The organism is Thermoanaerobacterium xylanolyticum LX-11 (assembly GCF_000189775.2).
GTDB classification, from domain to species: Bacteria; Bacillota; Thermoanaerobacteria; order Thermoanaerobacterales; family Thermoanaerobacteraceae; genus Thermoanaerobacterium; species Thermoanaerobacterium thermosulfurigenes.
On record NC_015555.1, the window covers coordinates 1,276,864 to 1,291,803 of the forward strand.

The following is a 14,940-nucleotide window of genomic DNA, read 5'->3' on the forward strand; positions in this document are numbered from 1 at the left end:
CATTTACTTTTTAAAATATAGCACTAAAAAAATACCTGATAGTGCTGTACTTGTTTATTTAAAGGAGGAGTTAAAATGGCTGTAGTTAAAATTTTAAATGTCGTAGGAGATTCTACTAAAAGTTGGGATGATGCTATACAAAATGCGGTAGCAGAAGCATCAAAAACTGTAAACAATATATCGGGAATAGAAGTATTAAATCAAACTGCTAACGTAAAAGACGGTAAAATTGTCGAATACAAAGCAAATATTCAAATAGCATTTAGAGTAGACAGATAAAAAGTGGGCAACCATAATAGGTGCCCACTATATATCGATTTTATGGAGGCATTAAAATGGAAAAGGATATAAAGAAACAGCAAGAATACAAGGATATTGCACAGAAATATGAGCCAAAGCCTACTCTTTTAAAAAATGTTTTATGGGCTTTTGTGGTAGGTGGATTAATATGTGATGTTGGCCAATTTTTTTTAAATTTGTTTATTAATCGAGGAATGACTGCCGAACAAGCCGGAACACCAGTTGCAATCATAATGGTTTTTTTAGGCTCATTTTTAACTGGAATTGGTATTTACGATGACATTGGACGATTTGCAGGAGCTGGTTCTGTTGTGCCGATAACTGGTTTTGCTAATTCTATTGTTTCACCAGCTATGGAATTTAAAAGAGAAGGATTTGTTTTTGGAGTGGCTTCCAGAATGTTTAACATAGCGGGTCCGGTTATAGTTTACGGAGTTGGTACCTCTATTATCGTAGGGCTTATATACTATTTTCTAAAAGGGTGATTACTATGGCAATAAAAAAAATGGGATCGCAAACCGTTAAATTTGCAAATCCACCTTCTATTATATCATCTGGCACAATAGTTGGACCAAAAGAAGGACAAGGACCTTTAAAAGATTATTTTGATATGATTTTGACTGATGATACTTACGGTGAAAAAAGCTGGGAAAAAGCTGAATGCAAAATGTTTCAAGACTCTGTAAATTTAGCCCTTAAAAAAGCAAGTTTAAATATTTCAGACATTGATTATTTGATAGGTGGAGATCTTTTAAATCAAATAATTACTTCTAGTTTTGCTGCTAGACAATTTAATGTACCTACATTTGGATTATATGGAGCTTGTTCTACAATGGCTGAAGGATTGTCAATAGCTTCTATGTTAATAGATGGAGGATTTGCAGATTATATTATTGTTACAACATCTAGTCATTTTTCTACTGCTGAAAGACAATACAGATTTCCATTAGAGCAAGGTGTCCAAAGGCCATTTACATCTCAGTGGACGGTGACAGGATCAGGTTCATCATTGTTGTCATCCAATGGCACAGGTCCATATATAACGCACGTTACAACAGGAAAAGTTGTTGATTTAGGAATGAAAGATGCAAACAATATGGGTGCTGCTATGGCGCCTGCTGCAGCAGATACAATTTTGACACATTTTAATGATACAGGTTTTACAATAAACGATTATGATTTAATAATAACTGGAGACATGGCAAGAGTTGGGAAAAGCATCCTGATAGAGTTGCTTAGTAAAGAGGGTATGAATATTGAAGATAAATATAAAGATTGTGGAATAGAAATATATGATGAATCACAAGATGTGCATTCGGGGGGAAGTGGAGCAGGGTGCTCTGCAGTAGTTTTAAATGGTTGGTTGCTTCAGCAGATAAAAAGCGGAATTTACAATAGGGTTTTATTTATAGCTACAGGGGCTTTGCTATCGCCGACAAGCACACAACAAGGTGAGTCAATACCAGGTATAGCTCATGCAGTTACAATTTCAAATTACACGTAGAGGAGGTTGATACAATTGGATTATTTACGTGCTTTTCTTGTAGGTGGAATAATTTGTGTGATTGCTCAAATATTAATGGACAAAACAAAGCTTACACCCGCAAGAATTTTAGTTTTGTATGTTACAGTAGGAGCTATATTAGGTGGTATAGGAATATACAAGAAAATAATAGATTTCGGAGGTGCTGGTGCAACTGTTCCGCTTCTTGGCTTTGGCAATTCTTTAGCACAAGGTACAATCAAAGCAGTAAAAAAAGATGGTATCACTGGTGCTTTTACAGGTGGACTGACGGCAACAGCAGGTGGTATTGCTGCAGCAATTTTTTTTGGTTATTTGTTTTCTATAATATTTAATCCACGTACTAAAAAATGATATTTATAGAAAAGCATAATTCATGGGATTATGCTTATTTTTTTGTACAAATATGATATAATAATTAAAGCATATTAGTGAGAAAGAGGGAGTTCTTATAGATAGAGATATACTTTTAATTTTAAAAGATATGTCGGAGAAAATTGGGGTAAATGCGTATATTGTAGGAGGATACGTAAGAGACAAATTGTTAAATTTAGAAAGTGATGACATTGATATTACGGTAGAAGGCGATGGAATAAAATTTGCTTTTATGCTCAATGAAATTTTAAATGGTGATATAGAGGTACATGACAAATTTGAAACTGCTAAAATAAAAACCAGAGATTTTGAGTTAGATATTGTATCTGCAAGAAAAGAACATTATGAACGCCCCGGAATGTTGCCAGTCGTCCAACGAGCCAGTCTTGCTGATGATATTAAAAGAAGAGATTTCACGATAAATATGCTGGCATTAGATGTAAAAACAAATCAAATCATTGATATATATAACGGTGCAGACGACATAAAAAATAAATTAATTAGAGTCGTACATGATAAAAGTTTTGTTGACGATCCAACGAGGATTTTTAGGGCAATAAGATACAGTGGAAGATTAGGTTTTAAAATAGAACAACATACTGAATGGTTGTTAAGGAAGTCTATATCTGACGGTGATATTTTTAATGTATCTGCCGATAGAATTATGAATGAAATTTATTTGATATTAAAAGAGAAGAATCCTGAACCTATAGTAAAGTTAATGAAGTATTACCAGCTTGATAAGGAATTATTTTGTGGTATAAAGATTAATACAACAAATTTGAATACAAGTCTTGAAAAAGGCAATACATTATTGTATAGATTTTTGTTGCTTTTCTATAATGCTACAAACGAAGATGCTGATTGTTTAATTAGAAAATACAATTTAAAACGTGAATATTTAAGTGGATTATCTGATATTCTCAATATAAAAATGAATATGTCTAACTTAAATGAAAATGTATCTATTTTCAATACATTAAAAGATAAGAGAATAGAAGCAATATCTGCAGTACATGCTATGGAAGACTTAAATATAAAACAAGCCATTGAAAAATATTATGATTTGGCAAAATTAAAAAGATTAGAAATAAATGGTGACGACATAAAAAGATTAGGACTTCAACCGTCGCCAATTTACAAAGAAATTTTAGATAAAATATTGATGGACAAAATTTTAGGCAAGATAAAAGATCGAGAAGATGAGATTAAAACTCTATTACATTATGTAGAAAAAGTTAAAAGAGGTGAAAAGATTTGAATGCATTATTAAGCTATTTAATTAGAATTCCGGCATTGATAATCGCAATGAGTTTTCATGAGTTTAGTCATGGATATGTAGCAGATAAATTAGGCGATCCTACGCCTAGGCAAAGCGGGAGACTTACATTAAATCCACTGGCCCACATAGATCCTTTAGGGCTAATTATGCTGTTTATTATATACTTTGGGTGGGCTAAGCCAGTACCGATAAATCCGTATTATTTTAAAGACAGAAAAAAAGGCGTTTTATATGTGGCATTGGCTGGACCACTTTCTAACGTTTTTTTGGCCATAATAACGCGAATTCTGTTGTTTTATTTTGGAAACATTCCTGTATTAGGACTTTTTTTGACTATACTCTATCAATACAATTTGGTTTTTGCTGTGTTTAATATAATTCCTATTCCACCATTAGATGGTTCAAAGGTTTTGTGGAGCATTCTTCCTCAGAAAGAAGCATATATTTATTCGCAATATGAACAATATGGACAAATTGCTTTGCTTTTGCTTCTATTTACAGGAATAATTAATTTATTTATGACTCCGCTAATGATGGGGTTAGATAAACTGATTTCTAAAATAATTTTGTTTCCGTTTGGAGTGGGATAATGTACAACATTAAAATAGAATCTTTTGAAGGACCTTTTGATCTTTTATTTCATCTTATAGAAAAAAACGAAATAGATATAAAAGATATACCGATTGCATCTGTTTTTGACCAATACATGGAATATTTAAAAGCTATGCAAGAAATGGACTTGGATATTGCAACAGAGTTTATTTTAATGGCTGCTACATTGCTTGAGATAAAGTCAAGTATGCTTTTACCAAAGCAAAATGTCGAAGGACAGCAAATGACAATGGCTGATGCAGATCCTCGAGAAGAATTGGTGGAAAAGTTGATTGAGTATAAAAAATATAAAAGTGTTGCAAATAGACTGAAAGACTTAAATACATTAGGTACTAAATTTTTTAGAGACGAGCCTGAAATAAAATATGTTGATAAATCGCTTTGCCTTAATTATTCGGCCATCGACTTAAAAAAAGCTTATGTGAAGATTCTTCAAAAGTCCAGCGACAATGTTATGCCAATTAAATATGCAAAAGATCAAATTACAATCGATGACAAAATAAAGGAGATATTAAAGAAACTAATAGTTACTCCTGTGATTAAATTTGGCGATTTCTTAAAGAATTTACGAAAGATAGAAAAAATTGTTTCGTTTGTAGCACTTTTGGAATTGATTAAGTTAAATAAAGTTGCGGCTGAGCAAAAAAATGCATTTGGAGACATAATTATAAAAAGTCTAAAGAGGTGAAATAATGGATATAGATTGCATAATAGAGTCTATACTATTTGCGGCTGGCAGACCTGTAAAGATAAAAACTTTAAGTGATGTATTGAATATATCTACAAAAGAAGTTATTGAATCTTTTAATAGATTAAAAAGCGATTATGAAAGAGAAAATAGAGGAGTAAAAGTCTTGATGATAAATGATTCAATTGTGATGTCTTCAAATGAAGTATATGCAGAATATATAAAAAAGGCATTAGGACTTGATATAAAGCAAGGATTATCCCAAGCCGCATTAGAAGTTTTGTCTATAATCGCTTATAACCAGCCTATTACAAGAATCGACATAGAAAAAATAAGAGGTGTAAAGTGCGAGAAAGCAATTAATACCTTATTAGAATTTAATTTAATTAAAGAAGATGGTAGAATAAATGCTCCAGGCCGTGCAATACTTTATTCTACAACTGATGAATTTCTGAAGTACTTTAATTTGCCTTCTTTAAAAGACTTGCCTCCATTAGACGATATTACTTAGTATTTTATTTTTATTATTGAAAACAATATATTTGAGAAGGTGAATTGATGTTTTCTCTTTATATATTATTAATTTTGCTTGTAGTAATATTTATTTTTATTTACCCTATGACTTTTAAAGTGCACTATGACAATTATGGTGTAAATTTTATTTTAAATATATACATATATATTGTTCGATTCGCTAAAATTGCCAGCCTAAACGTTAATTATAAAAGAATTGATAAAAATGATAGAGCAGAATTGTCATTAAAAATATTGGGAATTAGATTGATGAATGTAGTCGTTGATATTGTTAATTTTACTCTAAAAGACAATAGACCGGTAATAAAGTATGAAGTGCATAAAGCCTTTTTTTTAAAATTCCCAAAAAAATCAGAAAAGAGAAAAATGCTAAGTTTACATGATGTACATAGAATAATAGATTTATTTAATTCAAATAAGATTATGATTCATGAAATGAGTCAAAGCATTAAAAAATCTATAGTAATTAAAAAATTAAGATTAAATGTAGATGAGGGATTTACTGATGCAGCTTTTACATCCATTGCATATGGAATTATTAATTTTGTAATTTATACGCTAATTGTTCCTGTCTATTGCAGCATAAAATTTTTAACTAAGCCTTCTATATCTATAAACCCTCATTTTGGAGAAAATATTTTAAAAAGCGACTTTGATTGCATATTAGATTTTAGATATGGTAATATTATAGTTAATGGTATTAAATTCTTAAAAAATTTTAAACGGAGGTGATTTTGGATGAGCGATCATCCTATTGAAGGATTAATGAAGACGACTATGGAAAGTCTTAAGGAAATGATAGATGTAAATACAATCGTTGGGGATGCGGTAGAAGCTCCAGACGGAACAGTGATCATTCCAATTTCAAGGGTAACGTTTGGTTTTGCTGCTGGTGGTGGAGAGTTTCAGATGACGCAAAATAAAGACAAAGAACAAAATCAAAATAATGGACAATCAAACATGCCATTTGGCGGTGGCAGTGGTGCAGGCGTTTCTTTGCAGCCAGTTGCATTTATGGTTGTAGGGCAAGGACAGATAAGACTTTTGCCAGTAAATCAAAATGCGATGGTTGAAAGAATAATTGATTTGGCACCTAAGTTAATGGAGGAGCTTCAAAATGTTTTTAATAAAAACAAGACTTATAAAAAATCAACTCCAATAACTGTAACAAATAACATAGATTGATTTATTAGGTAACAAGCGGGTCATAATGTGAGGTATTAACTTTCAAGGAGGACAGTAATGAAGAAAATACTTGTATTAGTGCTTATTTTTACTTTCCTTATGACCCCTACAAACATAGAAGCTGAGAATTTAAAACCTCCTCAGATTGCTGCAAAAGCTGCAATTGTAATGGATCAGAAATCTGGCAGAATTCTTTTTGAAAAAAATATAAGTGAAAAACTTCCTATGGCAAGTACAACCAAAATCATGACATTGTTGTTGGCTTTAGAATACGGCAATTTAAATGATATTGTAACTGTCAGCAAAAAAGCTGCAAGTGTAGGTGGATCTTCAATATGGCTTTCGCCTGGAGAAAAAATTTCAATGATAAATTTATTGTACGGTTTGATGTTAAACTCAGGGAATGATGCTGCAACCGCAATTGCAGAACATATAAGTGGCAGTGTTGATAAGTTTGTCGAGCTTATGAATAAAAAAGCTAAAGAAATTGGAGCATATAATACAAATTTTGTTACACCTTCAGGCCTTGATATCGGAATAGACAACCATTATACAACTGCTTATGATTTAGCTTTAATTACAAGATACGCTTTTAATAATTACAATAAATTCGCTGAAATAGTATCAACAAAAGAAAAGACGATTCCTTGGGACGGAAAAGAATACGATAGGTATTTGCGAAATAAAAATAAGATGCTTTGGCAATATGAAGGAGCTGATGGAGTAAAAACAGGGTTTACTAATAAGGCTGGCAGATGTTTAGTAGCTTCGGCATCGAGAAATGGTCAAAGGCTAATATCTGTAGTATTAAACAGCGGTCCAATGTGGGAAGACACACAAAAAATTTTAGATTACTCTTTTGCAAATTATACTCCAATTAAGATCATTTCGAAAGGTCAGATGATAAAGACCATAAGTGTTGTTAGTGGCAAGGAAAAATATCTGCCGCTTGTGTATAATAGTGATTTTATATTGCCAATTTCAAAAGATGAGGAGATAAACGTTAAAATTGATTATAGCCTACCTAAATCTGTAAAAGCACCAATAGGAATTGGAGAAAAGATGGGTGTAGCTATTGTAAAATTGAATGATAATCAGATTGCGACTATCGATGTTGTTGCAGGCAAAAACATTGACAAAAGGGATTACGAGTTTAATTTTAAAACCATCATAAAGAATTGGATTGACATATTTCAATATTAAACTCCTGGTATGTACCAGGAGTTTTTTGTAACTTTTTTTTTATTTGAGAATAACATAAATATGTAAAATTTCTTTAGGAGATGGTTAAATGATCAATCACAGGCTTGAATGTATTGACATTGGTAGTGATTACTGTCCTTGCTATTTAGCAGAATTAAACGAATGTATTGTTTGTTCTCAATTGCAAGGGAAAGAATTTTGCGATTGCAATTGGAATGGCGTATGTGTATATCAAGATTTTATTTGGTCAAAAAGAAAAGCAAAAGCAAAAAGGGAAACTATTGTGGCAGATATAATTGATAAACAAAATATAAATAAAAATTTAATAATATTGACGCTATCTGTATCTAATAAAATGGCAAGAGACTTAAATGAACCTGGATCGTATGTGTTCTTAAGAGATGAGTCAAGTCCTTCTTTTTTCGACGCACCAATGTCTATAATGTACGCTGATGAAATAAGTGGAATTATAAAGATTGCTGTGCAAATTAACGGCCCTAAGACAAATTTAATCAATTCATGCGGTAAACATGTATTTTTGAGAGGCCCATATTGGAATGGATTGTTTGGACACAAATATATAAAAGGTACTAGAAATTCAAAATGCCTTGTAATATTAAGGGGTATAGCACAAGCACCTGGAGCAATAATCATAAACAAGTTATACAATAACAACAATGAAATAACTGTTATAATTGATAAGGGTAAAGTTGAAGAGTTTTTTATTTGGCAGTATATTAATAACTTTAATTTAAAGATAATTACGACAGATCTTTTAAGTAACGATGGGCAAGATGTTTTAAAAAATGCAATTGCAGACAAGGATATTAAATTAATTTACAGTGGAGGTTCTGATGAACAACATCTAAATATTTTAAATTATTTAGATTTACTTGATAGCAAAGCTTATTTTGCTGTATCAAACAATAATACAATATGCTGTGGAGAAGGTATTTGCGGCAGTTGTGAAGTCCAAATTGATGGGCAAAAAATAAGGTCATGTAAAGTTCAATTAGATGTTAGAAAGACAATTGAAAGGAGAGTATTACATGGTTAAGGTTGTTGTTATTGGCGGTGGTTGGGCAGGATGTGCAGCAGCTCTTACGGCAAAAAAAGCAGGTGCTGAAGTCGTATTGCTTGAAAAAACAGATATGTTGTTAGGTTGTGGTTTAGTAGGAGGAATAATGCGAAATAATGGCAGGTTTACTGCTGCAGAAGAAATAAAATATTTAGGTGGATATGAATTAATTGAAATAACTGATATGTGTGCAAGACATAGAAATATTGAATTTCCAGGTCATAAACACGCTAATCTGTACGATATAACTAAGGTTGAGCCTGAAATAAGAAAAATGCTATTAAATAAAGGGATTAAAATTAAATTTATATCTAGAGCGGCAGATGTAATAATGGAAGACAAGACAAAAATCAAAGGTATTGTTTTAGACGATGAATCAGTTGAATATGGCGATGTATTTATAGAGACTACCGGCTCAACAGGGCCTATGGGAAATTGTTTAAGATACGGCAATGGTTGTTCAATGTGTATACTAAGATGTCCATCTTTTGGACCAAGGATAAGCATAAGTTACCGAGCAGGTGTCGAGGATATTTTAGGAATGAGATCTGATGAAGTTTATGGTGCCTTTAGTGGGTCTTGTAAGTTGAATAAGGATTCATTAAGCGATGAAATCAGAGAGAAACTTGATAAAGAAGGCGTTGTTGTGTTGCCAGTTCCTGAAGAAGATGTAAACATGGATAAACTGAATATAAAAGTATGCCAACAATATGCACTTCCAGAATATGCAAAGAATGTTATATTACTTGATACTGGCCATGCTAAGCTGATGACTCCATTTTACCCTTTAGAAAAATTAAGAAAAATTCCAGGACTTGAAAGAGCCAGGTATGAAGATCCATATTCTGGAGGAAAGGCCAATTCAATTAGATATCTCTCTATTGCTCCTAGGAACAATGGAATGAAAGTAAAAGGTCTTGACAATTTGCTTTGCGCGGGAGAAAAATCAGGGCTTTTTACTGGACATACAGAAGCCATGACTACTGGATGTCTGGCAGGGCACAATAGTGTTAGGCTGTCATTAGGAATGCCGCTTTTAGAATTGCCAAGAAATTTAGCATCTGGAGACCTTATCGCATATGAAAATGAATGTATAGAAACAAAAGAAGGATTGAAAAATCGATATACGTTTGCAGGCGGGGTATATTTTGAGAGAATGAAATCATTAGGGTTGTATACTATAAATACTGATGCGATTAGAGAAAAGATAGAAAGAGATAATCTTATGGGAATATATAATGAAAAATTGGTTTAGGCAAGTCTAAAGCTTGCCTAAAGTATTGTCTTTTGTATCAAAAAATGTTATATTATATGCGGTGTGTTGGGTGTATAATAAATGTGGGTGTGAAACGTTATGGAAAGATTGCAAAAATACTTGGCTGAGTGCGGGATCGCGTCCAGAAGAAAATGCGAGCAATTGATTTTAGATGGAAAAGTTAAAGTCAATGGTGAAACTGTAAGAGAGCTTGGTGTCAAAGTCGACCCCAACAAGGATGTTGTTGAATACAATGGTAAAGTAGTCACTAAAGTCAATAAAAATATATACATCATGCTAAATAAACCTGTAGGATATATTACGACGGTTAAAGATCAATTTGATAGGCCTTCAGTAATAGACTTGGTTAGTATTGATGACAGGGTGTATCCAATCGGTCGATTGGACTACGACACTTCAGGATTGCTTTTGCTTACGAATGACGGTGATTTGGCAAATAAGCTCATGCATCCGAGGCATAATATTAACAAGGTATATATTGCGCAAATAAAAGGTGTGCCAGACAAAATGAAGTTGGATATGTTTAGAAACGGACTTCGTATTGATAATTATAAAACTGCCAAAGCTGAGATAGATATATTAAAAGTCACAAACGGCAATTCTACCGTAAAAATAGCCATACATGAGGGACGAAACAGGCAAATCAGAAAGATGTGTGAGCTAATTGGACATCCTGTCTTAAAGTTAAAAAGAGTAAAAATAGGCAATTTGGATATTGGAAATTTAAAAACCGGACAATGGCGTTATCTATCTAAAGATGAAGTAGAATATCTAAAAAAATTATAGGAAGAGATGGTTTATGTTTAAAATCAAGTTCGCGTCAGAAGAAGATTTAAAATATATAAAAAAAATTGCTGATTATTTTAAATTGTCTCTTTTGGTAGATCTGAACAAATGTATTAATATGATAGCAACAGATGAAAAGCCTTTTGGCTTTATAACAATAAAAGTGGATGATGATACGGCTTATATAATAGGACATGCTGTTTTGCCTGAATATCAGATGAAAGGTTATGGAACAATGCTTTTAAAGGTTGCATTGAACAACGTATATGATTTTGGAATTAAAAAGGCATGTGTAAAAAATTCTATTAGCGATGATTTCTATATTGGAAATCATTTTAAAAAATCCGACAATGGCTTATATGTTGACATAGAAGAATTATTAAAAAAATAATTTAGGAGGAATGAAAAATGGAACTATGGTTTACCGAACATCACAATGATTCTATAGGTTATTCATTAAAAGTAAATAGAACATTAAATTCTGAAAATACCCAATATCAAAAGCTAGACGTAATAGAGTCTGAATTTTACGGTAGGGTATTGATTCTTGATGGAATTTTGCAGACGACAGAGAAAGATGAGTTTGTGTATCATGAGATGATAGTGCATGTTCCACTTTTTACTCACAAAAATCCTAAAAGTGTTTTAATAGTAGGTGGTGGCGATGGTGGTGCCGTAAAAGAAATTTTGAAGCACGATTCAGTAGAGAGAGTTGTTCTTGCAGAGATTGATGATCGTGTTGTGGAAAATTCGAAAAAATATCTACCTACAATTAGCTGTGGATTATATGATGAAAAAGTAGAGATTATGATTGGCGATGGAATAAATTATGTGAGTGAGCACAAGAATGAATTTGATGTTGTAATTGTAGATTCGACAGATCCTATAGGCCCTGCGGTAGGGTTATTCACAGAGGATTTTTATAGATCTGTGTATGAGTGCTTAAAGGAAGACGGAATTATAGTAGCACAGACAGAGTCACCTTTTATTTATGGTAGCTTAATAAATAAATTAAGTAAGATGTTTAAAAATATTTACCCAATAGTAAAGCCATATATATGTACTATACCGACATATCCGGGGCATTTGTGGACTTTTACAATGGGTTCTAAGAAGTATGATCCTGAAGCTGTAGATGTGAATAATATTCCTAATATTGACACAAAATATTATACGCCACAGTTACATAAGGCCAGCTTCGTATTGCCGAAATTTGTAAAAGAAATTTTTGAGGAGGCATAGTTTTTGATAATAAAAGACAATTTATCAAACGGTGGAAAATTTTTAGGAAGCAACGATGATTATTATAAATCTGAAATTGTGATTGTAGGTGCTCCTATGGATTACACTGTAAGCTTTAAACCTGGTACACGCTTTGGACCACAGGCAATAAGGATGGCGTCTTTAGGATTAGAAGAGTACAGTGTATATTTGGATAGAAGTTTAAAAGACAAAAAGTATTATGATTATGGTGATTTGATATTACCTTATGGAAATGTAGAAAAATGTTTAAATATAATTGGTGATGCTGCTAAAGATATTATAGATGCTGGGAAAAAGCCGATATTTTTGGGTGGTGAGCATTTAATAAGTGCTCCAATCTTAGAAAAAGTTTTTAAAAAGTACGGAAATGAGTTAGTTGTGCTTCACTTTGACGCACATACAGATTTGAGAACTGAATTTTTTGGAGAAAGAGATTCCCATGCCACAGTTTTAAGAATAGCCTCTGAATTTGTAAACAAAAAAAATATGTATCATTTTGGTATACGCTCAGGTGTTAAAGAGGAATTTGTATTCGCGTTCAAAAATACCAATATGTTCTTATATGATGTTGTTGAACCTTTGAAATCAATACTTGATAATATAAAATCAAAGCCTATATATATCACATGGGACATAGATGTTTTAGATCCCGCTTTTGCACCTGGTACCGGTACTCCTGAACCCGGCGGTATAACCTCAAAAGAAGCGCTAAGTGCAATACACATGTTGAAAGATCTAAATGTTGTAGGTATGGATCTGGTTGAGGTATCGCCTGATTACGATCATTCAGGTATAACATCGATTTTAGCTGCAAAATTGATCAGAGAGTCTATTCTATCATTCTTATGATAAGTTTCTTTTAAAATAAGACCAGTTTTTAATAGTTGGTCTTATTTTTTTATAGAAATATTAACTTAACAAGAGTATAATATTGAGTAAAGGAGGAGTTTTAATGTCTAAGATAAAAATAACGGAGACTGTTTTAAGAGATGCACATCAATCATTGCTGGCAACTAGGATGACAACTGATGAAATGCTTCCTATAGCAGAGAAATTAGATGAAGTTGGCTTTTTCTCGTTGGAAGCATGGGGCGGTGCTACATTTGATGCATGTATGAGATTCTTGAACGAAGACCCATGGGAAAGATTAAGACTTTTAAAGAAGGCGATTAAGAAGACGCCTCTTCAAATGTTGTTAAGAGGTCAAAATTTACTTGGATATAAACACTATCCTGATGATGTTGTAAATGAATTTATAATAAAATCTGTTGAAAATGGTATAGATATAATAAGAGTTTTTGATGCATTAAATGATGTGAGAAATTTACAAGTGCCAATAAAATCTGCAAAAAGCGCAGGTGCTCATGTGCAGGCAGCTATTGTATATACAGTTAGTCCTGTACATAATACAGATCATTACTTGAAAGTGGCAAAGTCTCTTCAAGATATGGGTGTGGATTCTATATGTATTAAGGATATGTCTGGAATATTATCACCTTATGCTGCATACGATCTGATTAAATCTCTAAAAAGAGCACTTTACACGCCGATTCAACTGCATAGCCATTATACAGCAGGACTGGCTTCAATGACTTATTTAAAAGCCATAGAAGCTGGTGTAGACGGAGTTGATACAGCCATTTCTTCTCTTGCTTTAGGAACATCACAGCCAGCTACAGAATCAATTGTGGCTGCATTGAAAGATACAGAATATGATACAGGGTTAGATTTAAAATTGCTTGCTGAGATAGCTCAGTATTTTAATGTGGTTAAGCAAAATCACAAAAATGACAGCGATATGTCTTTGCTTATGTCTGTTGATGTTAAAGCATTAGAGAGTCAAATACCAGGGGGAATGTTATCGAATTTGGTTTCACAGCTAAAGCAGCAGAACGCATTAAACAAATATCAGGATGTCTTGAAAGAAGTTCCAAGGGTACGAGAAGATTTAGGATACCCTCCTCTTGTTACTCCAATGAGTCAAATGGTTGGAACTCAGGCTGTTTTAAATGTTATTACAGGAGAAAGATATAAAATAGTTCCTAAAGAAATTAAAGATTATGTCAAAGGTTTATACGGGATGCCACCAGCTCCAATTTCAGATTCTATACGAGAGAAAATAATTGGCGATGAAGAAATAATCTCAAATAGGCCAGCAGATTTACTAAGTCCTCAATTGGATGAATTTAAAAATGAGATAAAGGAATTTATAGAGCAAGATGAAGATGTTTTATCATATGCATTATTTCCTCAAGTAGCAAGAAGGTTTTTTGAGTATAGGCAAGCTAAAAAATACAAAATTGATTCAACATTATTGAATATCGAAGAGAGGGTTCACCCAATATAAACAAAAAAACTATAGGTATAAAGCCTATAGTTTTTTTTATCTTAAAAATAGTTGTGTAACACAATTTTAAAATAAACATAACATGTAATAGAAAAATGAAAGGGGGTTTTAACAATGTCTGATCCACAATATTACCCTGGACATTGTAGAACGACATATACAGTAAGGCCTGGAGATTCAATGTGGACCATAGCGAATATGTTTGGCATACCATTAGACTGTTTAATAAGAGCTAATCCACAGATACCGAATCCAAATTTAATATATCCGGGACAACAAATTTGTATACCAGCATATTGCCCGCCAGAGAGACATTGCAGAGAAATGTATATAGTAAGGCCTGGAGATTCAATGTGGACTATAGCTAATATGTATGGCATACCATTAGACTGCTTAATAAGAGCTAATCCACAGATACCAAATCCAAACTTAATATATCCAGGTCAACAAATTTGTATACCACATCACTGCTGGTAAAATATAAAAATG

At 32.6% G+C, this 14,940-nt stretch carries 19 protein-coding genes; all 19 read left to right on the forward strand.

The genetic code is table 11. The features are described from left to right. Window positions 1-75 precede the first annotated feature (75 nt). The 19 genes from THEXY_RS06215 to safA all read left to right on the forward strand — a co-directional run bounded on the left by THEXY_RS06215 (window position 76) and on the right by safA (window position 14,928). Window positions 76-279: a dodecin family protein gene (locus THEXY_RS06215; RefSeq protein WP_013787986.1), complete on the forward strand. Its 204-nt coding sequence runs from the start codon at window positions 76-78 to the stop codon at window positions 277-279. Between the two features lie 56 nt (window positions 280-335). Continuing rightward, entirely contained in the window at window positions 336-785 is a 450-nt protein-coding gene (spoVAC, locus tag THEXY_RS06220) for a stage V sporulation protein AC (protein WP_013787987.1), read from the forward strand. 5 nt (window positions 786-790) lie between these two features. Beyond that, on the forward strand, window positions 791-1,804 hold the full coding sequence (gene spoVAD, locus THEXY_RS06225; RefSeq protein ID WP_013787988.1) for a stage V sporulation protein AD: 1,014 nt from the start codon (window positions 791-793) through the stop codon (window positions 1,802-1,804). A 15-nt stretch (window positions 1,805-1,819) separates the two neighbouring features. Next, a complete protein-coding gene (spoVAE, locus tag THEXY_RS06230) occupies window positions 1,820-2,176 on the forward strand; it encodes a stage V sporulation protein AE (protein ID WP_013787989.1) in 357 nt (118 codons plus the stop codon). Between the two features lie 130 nt (window positions 2,177-2,306). Continuing rightward, the gene (locus THEXY_RS06235; protein ID WP_230197561.1) at window positions 2,307-3,458 is read left to right on the forward strand and encodes a CCA tRNA nucleotidyltransferase; all 1,152 of its coding nucleotides are present in this window, start codon (window positions 2,307-2,309) and stop codon (window positions 3,456-3,458) included. Window positions 3,459-3,505: 47 nt separating this feature from the next. Then, window positions 3,506-4,069 (forward strand): site-2 protease family protein, encoded by a 564-nt coding sequence (locus THEXY_RS06240; protein ID WP_049781481.1) that lies wholly within the window; start codon window positions 3,506-3,508, stop codon window positions 4,067-4,069. Beyond that, window positions 4,069-4,779 carry a segregation and condensation protein A gene (locus THEXY_RS06245; RefSeq protein WP_013787992.1) on the forward strand — a complete coding sequence of 237 codons (711 nt, stop codon included), beginning with the start codon at window positions 4,069-4,071 and terminating at the stop codon, window positions 4,777-4,779. Before THEXY_RS06240 ends, THEXY_RS06245 begins: the two co-directional genes overlap by 1 nt. A 4-nt stretch (window positions 4,780-4,783) precedes the next feature. Then, on the forward strand, window positions 4,784-5,290 hold the full coding sequence (scpB, locus tag THEXY_RS06250) for an SMC-Scp complex subunit ScpB (RefSeq protein WP_013787993.1): 507 nt from the start codon (window positions 4,784-4,786) through the stop codon (window positions 5,288-5,290). A gap of 47 nt (window positions 5,291-5,337) precedes the next feature. Then, window positions 5,338-6,045 (forward strand): DUF2953 domain-containing protein, encoded by a 708-nt coding sequence (locus THEXY_RS06255; RefSeq protein ID WP_013787994.1) that lies wholly within the window; start codon window positions 5,338-5,340, stop codon window positions 6,043-6,045. A gap of 6 nt (window positions 6,046-6,051) precedes the next feature. Then, a complete protein-coding gene (gene ytfJ / locus THEXY_RS06260; protein ID WP_013787995.1) occupies window positions 6,052-6,498 on the forward strand; it encodes a GerW family sporulation protein in 447 nt (148 codons plus the stop codon). A 57-nt stretch (window positions 6,499-6,555) separates the two neighbouring features. Further along, window positions 6,556-7,701 carry a D-alanyl-D-alanine carboxypeptidase family protein gene (locus tag THEXY_RS06265; protein ID WP_013787996.1) on the forward strand — a complete coding sequence of 382 codons (1,146 nt, stop codon included), beginning with the start codon at window positions 6,556-6,558 and terminating at the stop codon, window positions 7,699-7,701. A 91-nt stretch (window positions 7,702-7,792) separates the two neighbouring features. Next, entirely contained in the window at window positions 7,793-8,758 is a 966-nt protein-coding gene (locus THEXY_RS06270; protein WP_195890952.1) for a sulfide/dihydroorotate dehydrogenase-like FAD/NAD-binding protein, read from the forward strand. Further along, entirely contained in the window at window positions 8,751-10,034 is a 1,284-nt protein-coding gene (locus THEXY_RS06275; protein WP_013787998.1) for an FAD-dependent oxidoreductase, read from the forward strand. Before THEXY_RS06270 ends, THEXY_RS06275 begins: the two co-directional genes overlap by 8 nt. A gap of 99 nt (window positions 10,035-10,133) precedes the next feature. After that, window positions 10,134-10,841 carry a pseudouridine synthase gene (locus tag THEXY_RS06280; protein WP_013787999.1) on the forward strand — a complete coding sequence of 236 codons (708 nt, stop codon included), beginning with the start codon at window positions 10,134-10,136 and terminating at the stop codon, window positions 10,839-10,841. Between the two features lie 13 nt (window positions 10,842-10,854). After that, entirely contained in the window at window positions 10,855-11,232 is a 378-nt protein-coding gene (locus tag THEXY_RS06285) for a GNAT family N-acetyltransferase (RefSeq protein ID WP_013788000.1), read from the forward strand. Window positions 11,233-11,249: 17 nt separating this feature from the next. Then, window positions 11,250-12,083: a polyamine aminopropyltransferase gene (gene speE / locus THEXY_RS06290; RefSeq protein WP_013788001.1), complete on the forward strand. Its 834-nt coding sequence runs from the start codon at window positions 11,250-11,252 to the stop codon at window positions 12,081-12,083. A gap of 3 nt (window positions 12,084-12,086) precedes the next feature. Continuing rightward, window positions 12,087-12,953: an agmatinase gene (gene speB, locus THEXY_RS06295; protein WP_013788002.1), complete on the forward strand. Its 867-nt coding sequence runs from the start codon at window positions 12,087-12,089 to the stop codon at window positions 12,951-12,953. 103 nt (window positions 12,954-13,056) lie between these two features. After that, a complete protein-coding gene (locus tag THEXY_RS06300) occupies window positions 13,057-14,451 on the forward strand; it encodes an oxaloacetate decarboxylase subunit alpha (RefSeq protein ID WP_013788003.1) in 1,395 nt (464 codons plus the stop codon). A gap of 114 nt (window positions 14,452-14,565) precedes the next feature. After that, on the forward strand, window positions 14,566-14,928 hold the full coding sequence (safA, locus tag THEXY_RS06305; RefSeq protein WP_013788004.1) for a SafA/ExsA family spore coat assembly protein: 363 nt from the start codon (window positions 14,566-14,568) through the stop codon (window positions 14,926-14,928). The last annotated feature ends 12 nt before the right edge of the window (window positions 14,929-14,940 follow it).

What these genes read in the sequence shown, in the direction of transcription:
- THEXY_RS06215 (WP_013787986.1), top strand. Translation starts at nt 76, where the DNA reads ATGGCTGTAGTTAAAATTTTAAATGTCGTAGGAGATTCTACTAAAAGT.
- spoVAC (WP_013787987.1), top strand. Translation starts at nt 336, where the DNA reads ATGGAAAAGGATATAAAGAAACAGCAAGAATACAAGGATATTGCACAG.
- spoVAD (WP_013787988.1), top strand. Translation starts at nt 791, where the DNA reads ATGGCAATAAAAAAAATGGGATCGCAAACCGTTAAATTTGCAAATCCA.
- THEXY_RS06235 (WP_230197561.1), top strand. Translation starts at nt 2,307, where the DNA reads ATGTCGGAGAAAATTGGGGTAAATGCGTATATTGTAGGAGGATACGTA.
- THEXY_RS06240 (WP_049781481.1), top strand. Translation starts at nt 3,506, where the DNA reads ATGAGTTTTCATGAGTTTAGTCATGGATATGTAGCAGATAAATTAGGC.
- THEXY_RS06245 (WP_013787992.1), top strand. Translation starts at nt 4,069, where the DNA reads ATGTACAACATTAAAATAGAATCTTTTGAAGGACCTTTTGATCTTTTA.
- scpB (WP_013787993.1), top strand. Translation starts at nt 4,784, where the DNA reads ATGGATATAGATTGCATAATAGAGTCTATACTATTTGCGGCTGGCAGA.
- THEXY_RS06255 (WP_013787994.1), top strand. Translation starts at nt 5,338, where the DNA reads ATGTTTTCTCTTTATATATTATTAATTTTGCTTGTAGTAATATTTATT.
- ytfJ (WP_013787995.1), top strand. Translation starts at nt 6,052, where the DNA reads ATGAGCGATCATCCTATTGAAGGATTAATGAAGACGACTATGGAAAGT.
- THEXY_RS06265 (WP_013787996.1), top strand. Translation starts at nt 6,556, where the DNA reads ATGAAGAAAATACTTGTATTAGTGCTTATTTTTACTTTCCTTATGACC.
- THEXY_RS06275 (WP_013787998.1), top strand. Translation starts at nt 8,751, where the DNA reads ATGGTTAAGGTTGTTGTTATTGGCGGTGGTTGGGCAGGATGTGCAGCA.
- THEXY_RS06280 (WP_013787999.1), top strand. Translation starts at nt 10,134, where the DNA reads ATGGAAAGATTGCAAAAATACTTGGCTGAGTGCGGGATCGCGTCCAGA.
- THEXY_RS06285 (WP_013788000.1), top strand. Translation starts at nt 10,855, where the DNA reads ATGTTTAAAATCAAGTTCGCGTCAGAAGAAGATTTAAAATATATAAAA.
- speE (WP_013788001.1), top strand. Translation starts at nt 11,250, where the DNA reads ATGGAACTATGGTTTACCGAACATCACAATGATTCTATAGGTTATTCA.
- THEXY_RS06300 (WP_013788003.1), top strand. Translation starts at nt 13,057, where the DNA reads ATGTCTAAGATAAAAATAACGGAGACTGTTTTAAGAGATGCACATCAA.
- safA (WP_013788004.1), top strand. Translation starts at nt 14,566, where the DNA reads ATGTCTGATCCACAATATTACCCTGGACATTGTAGAACGACATATACA.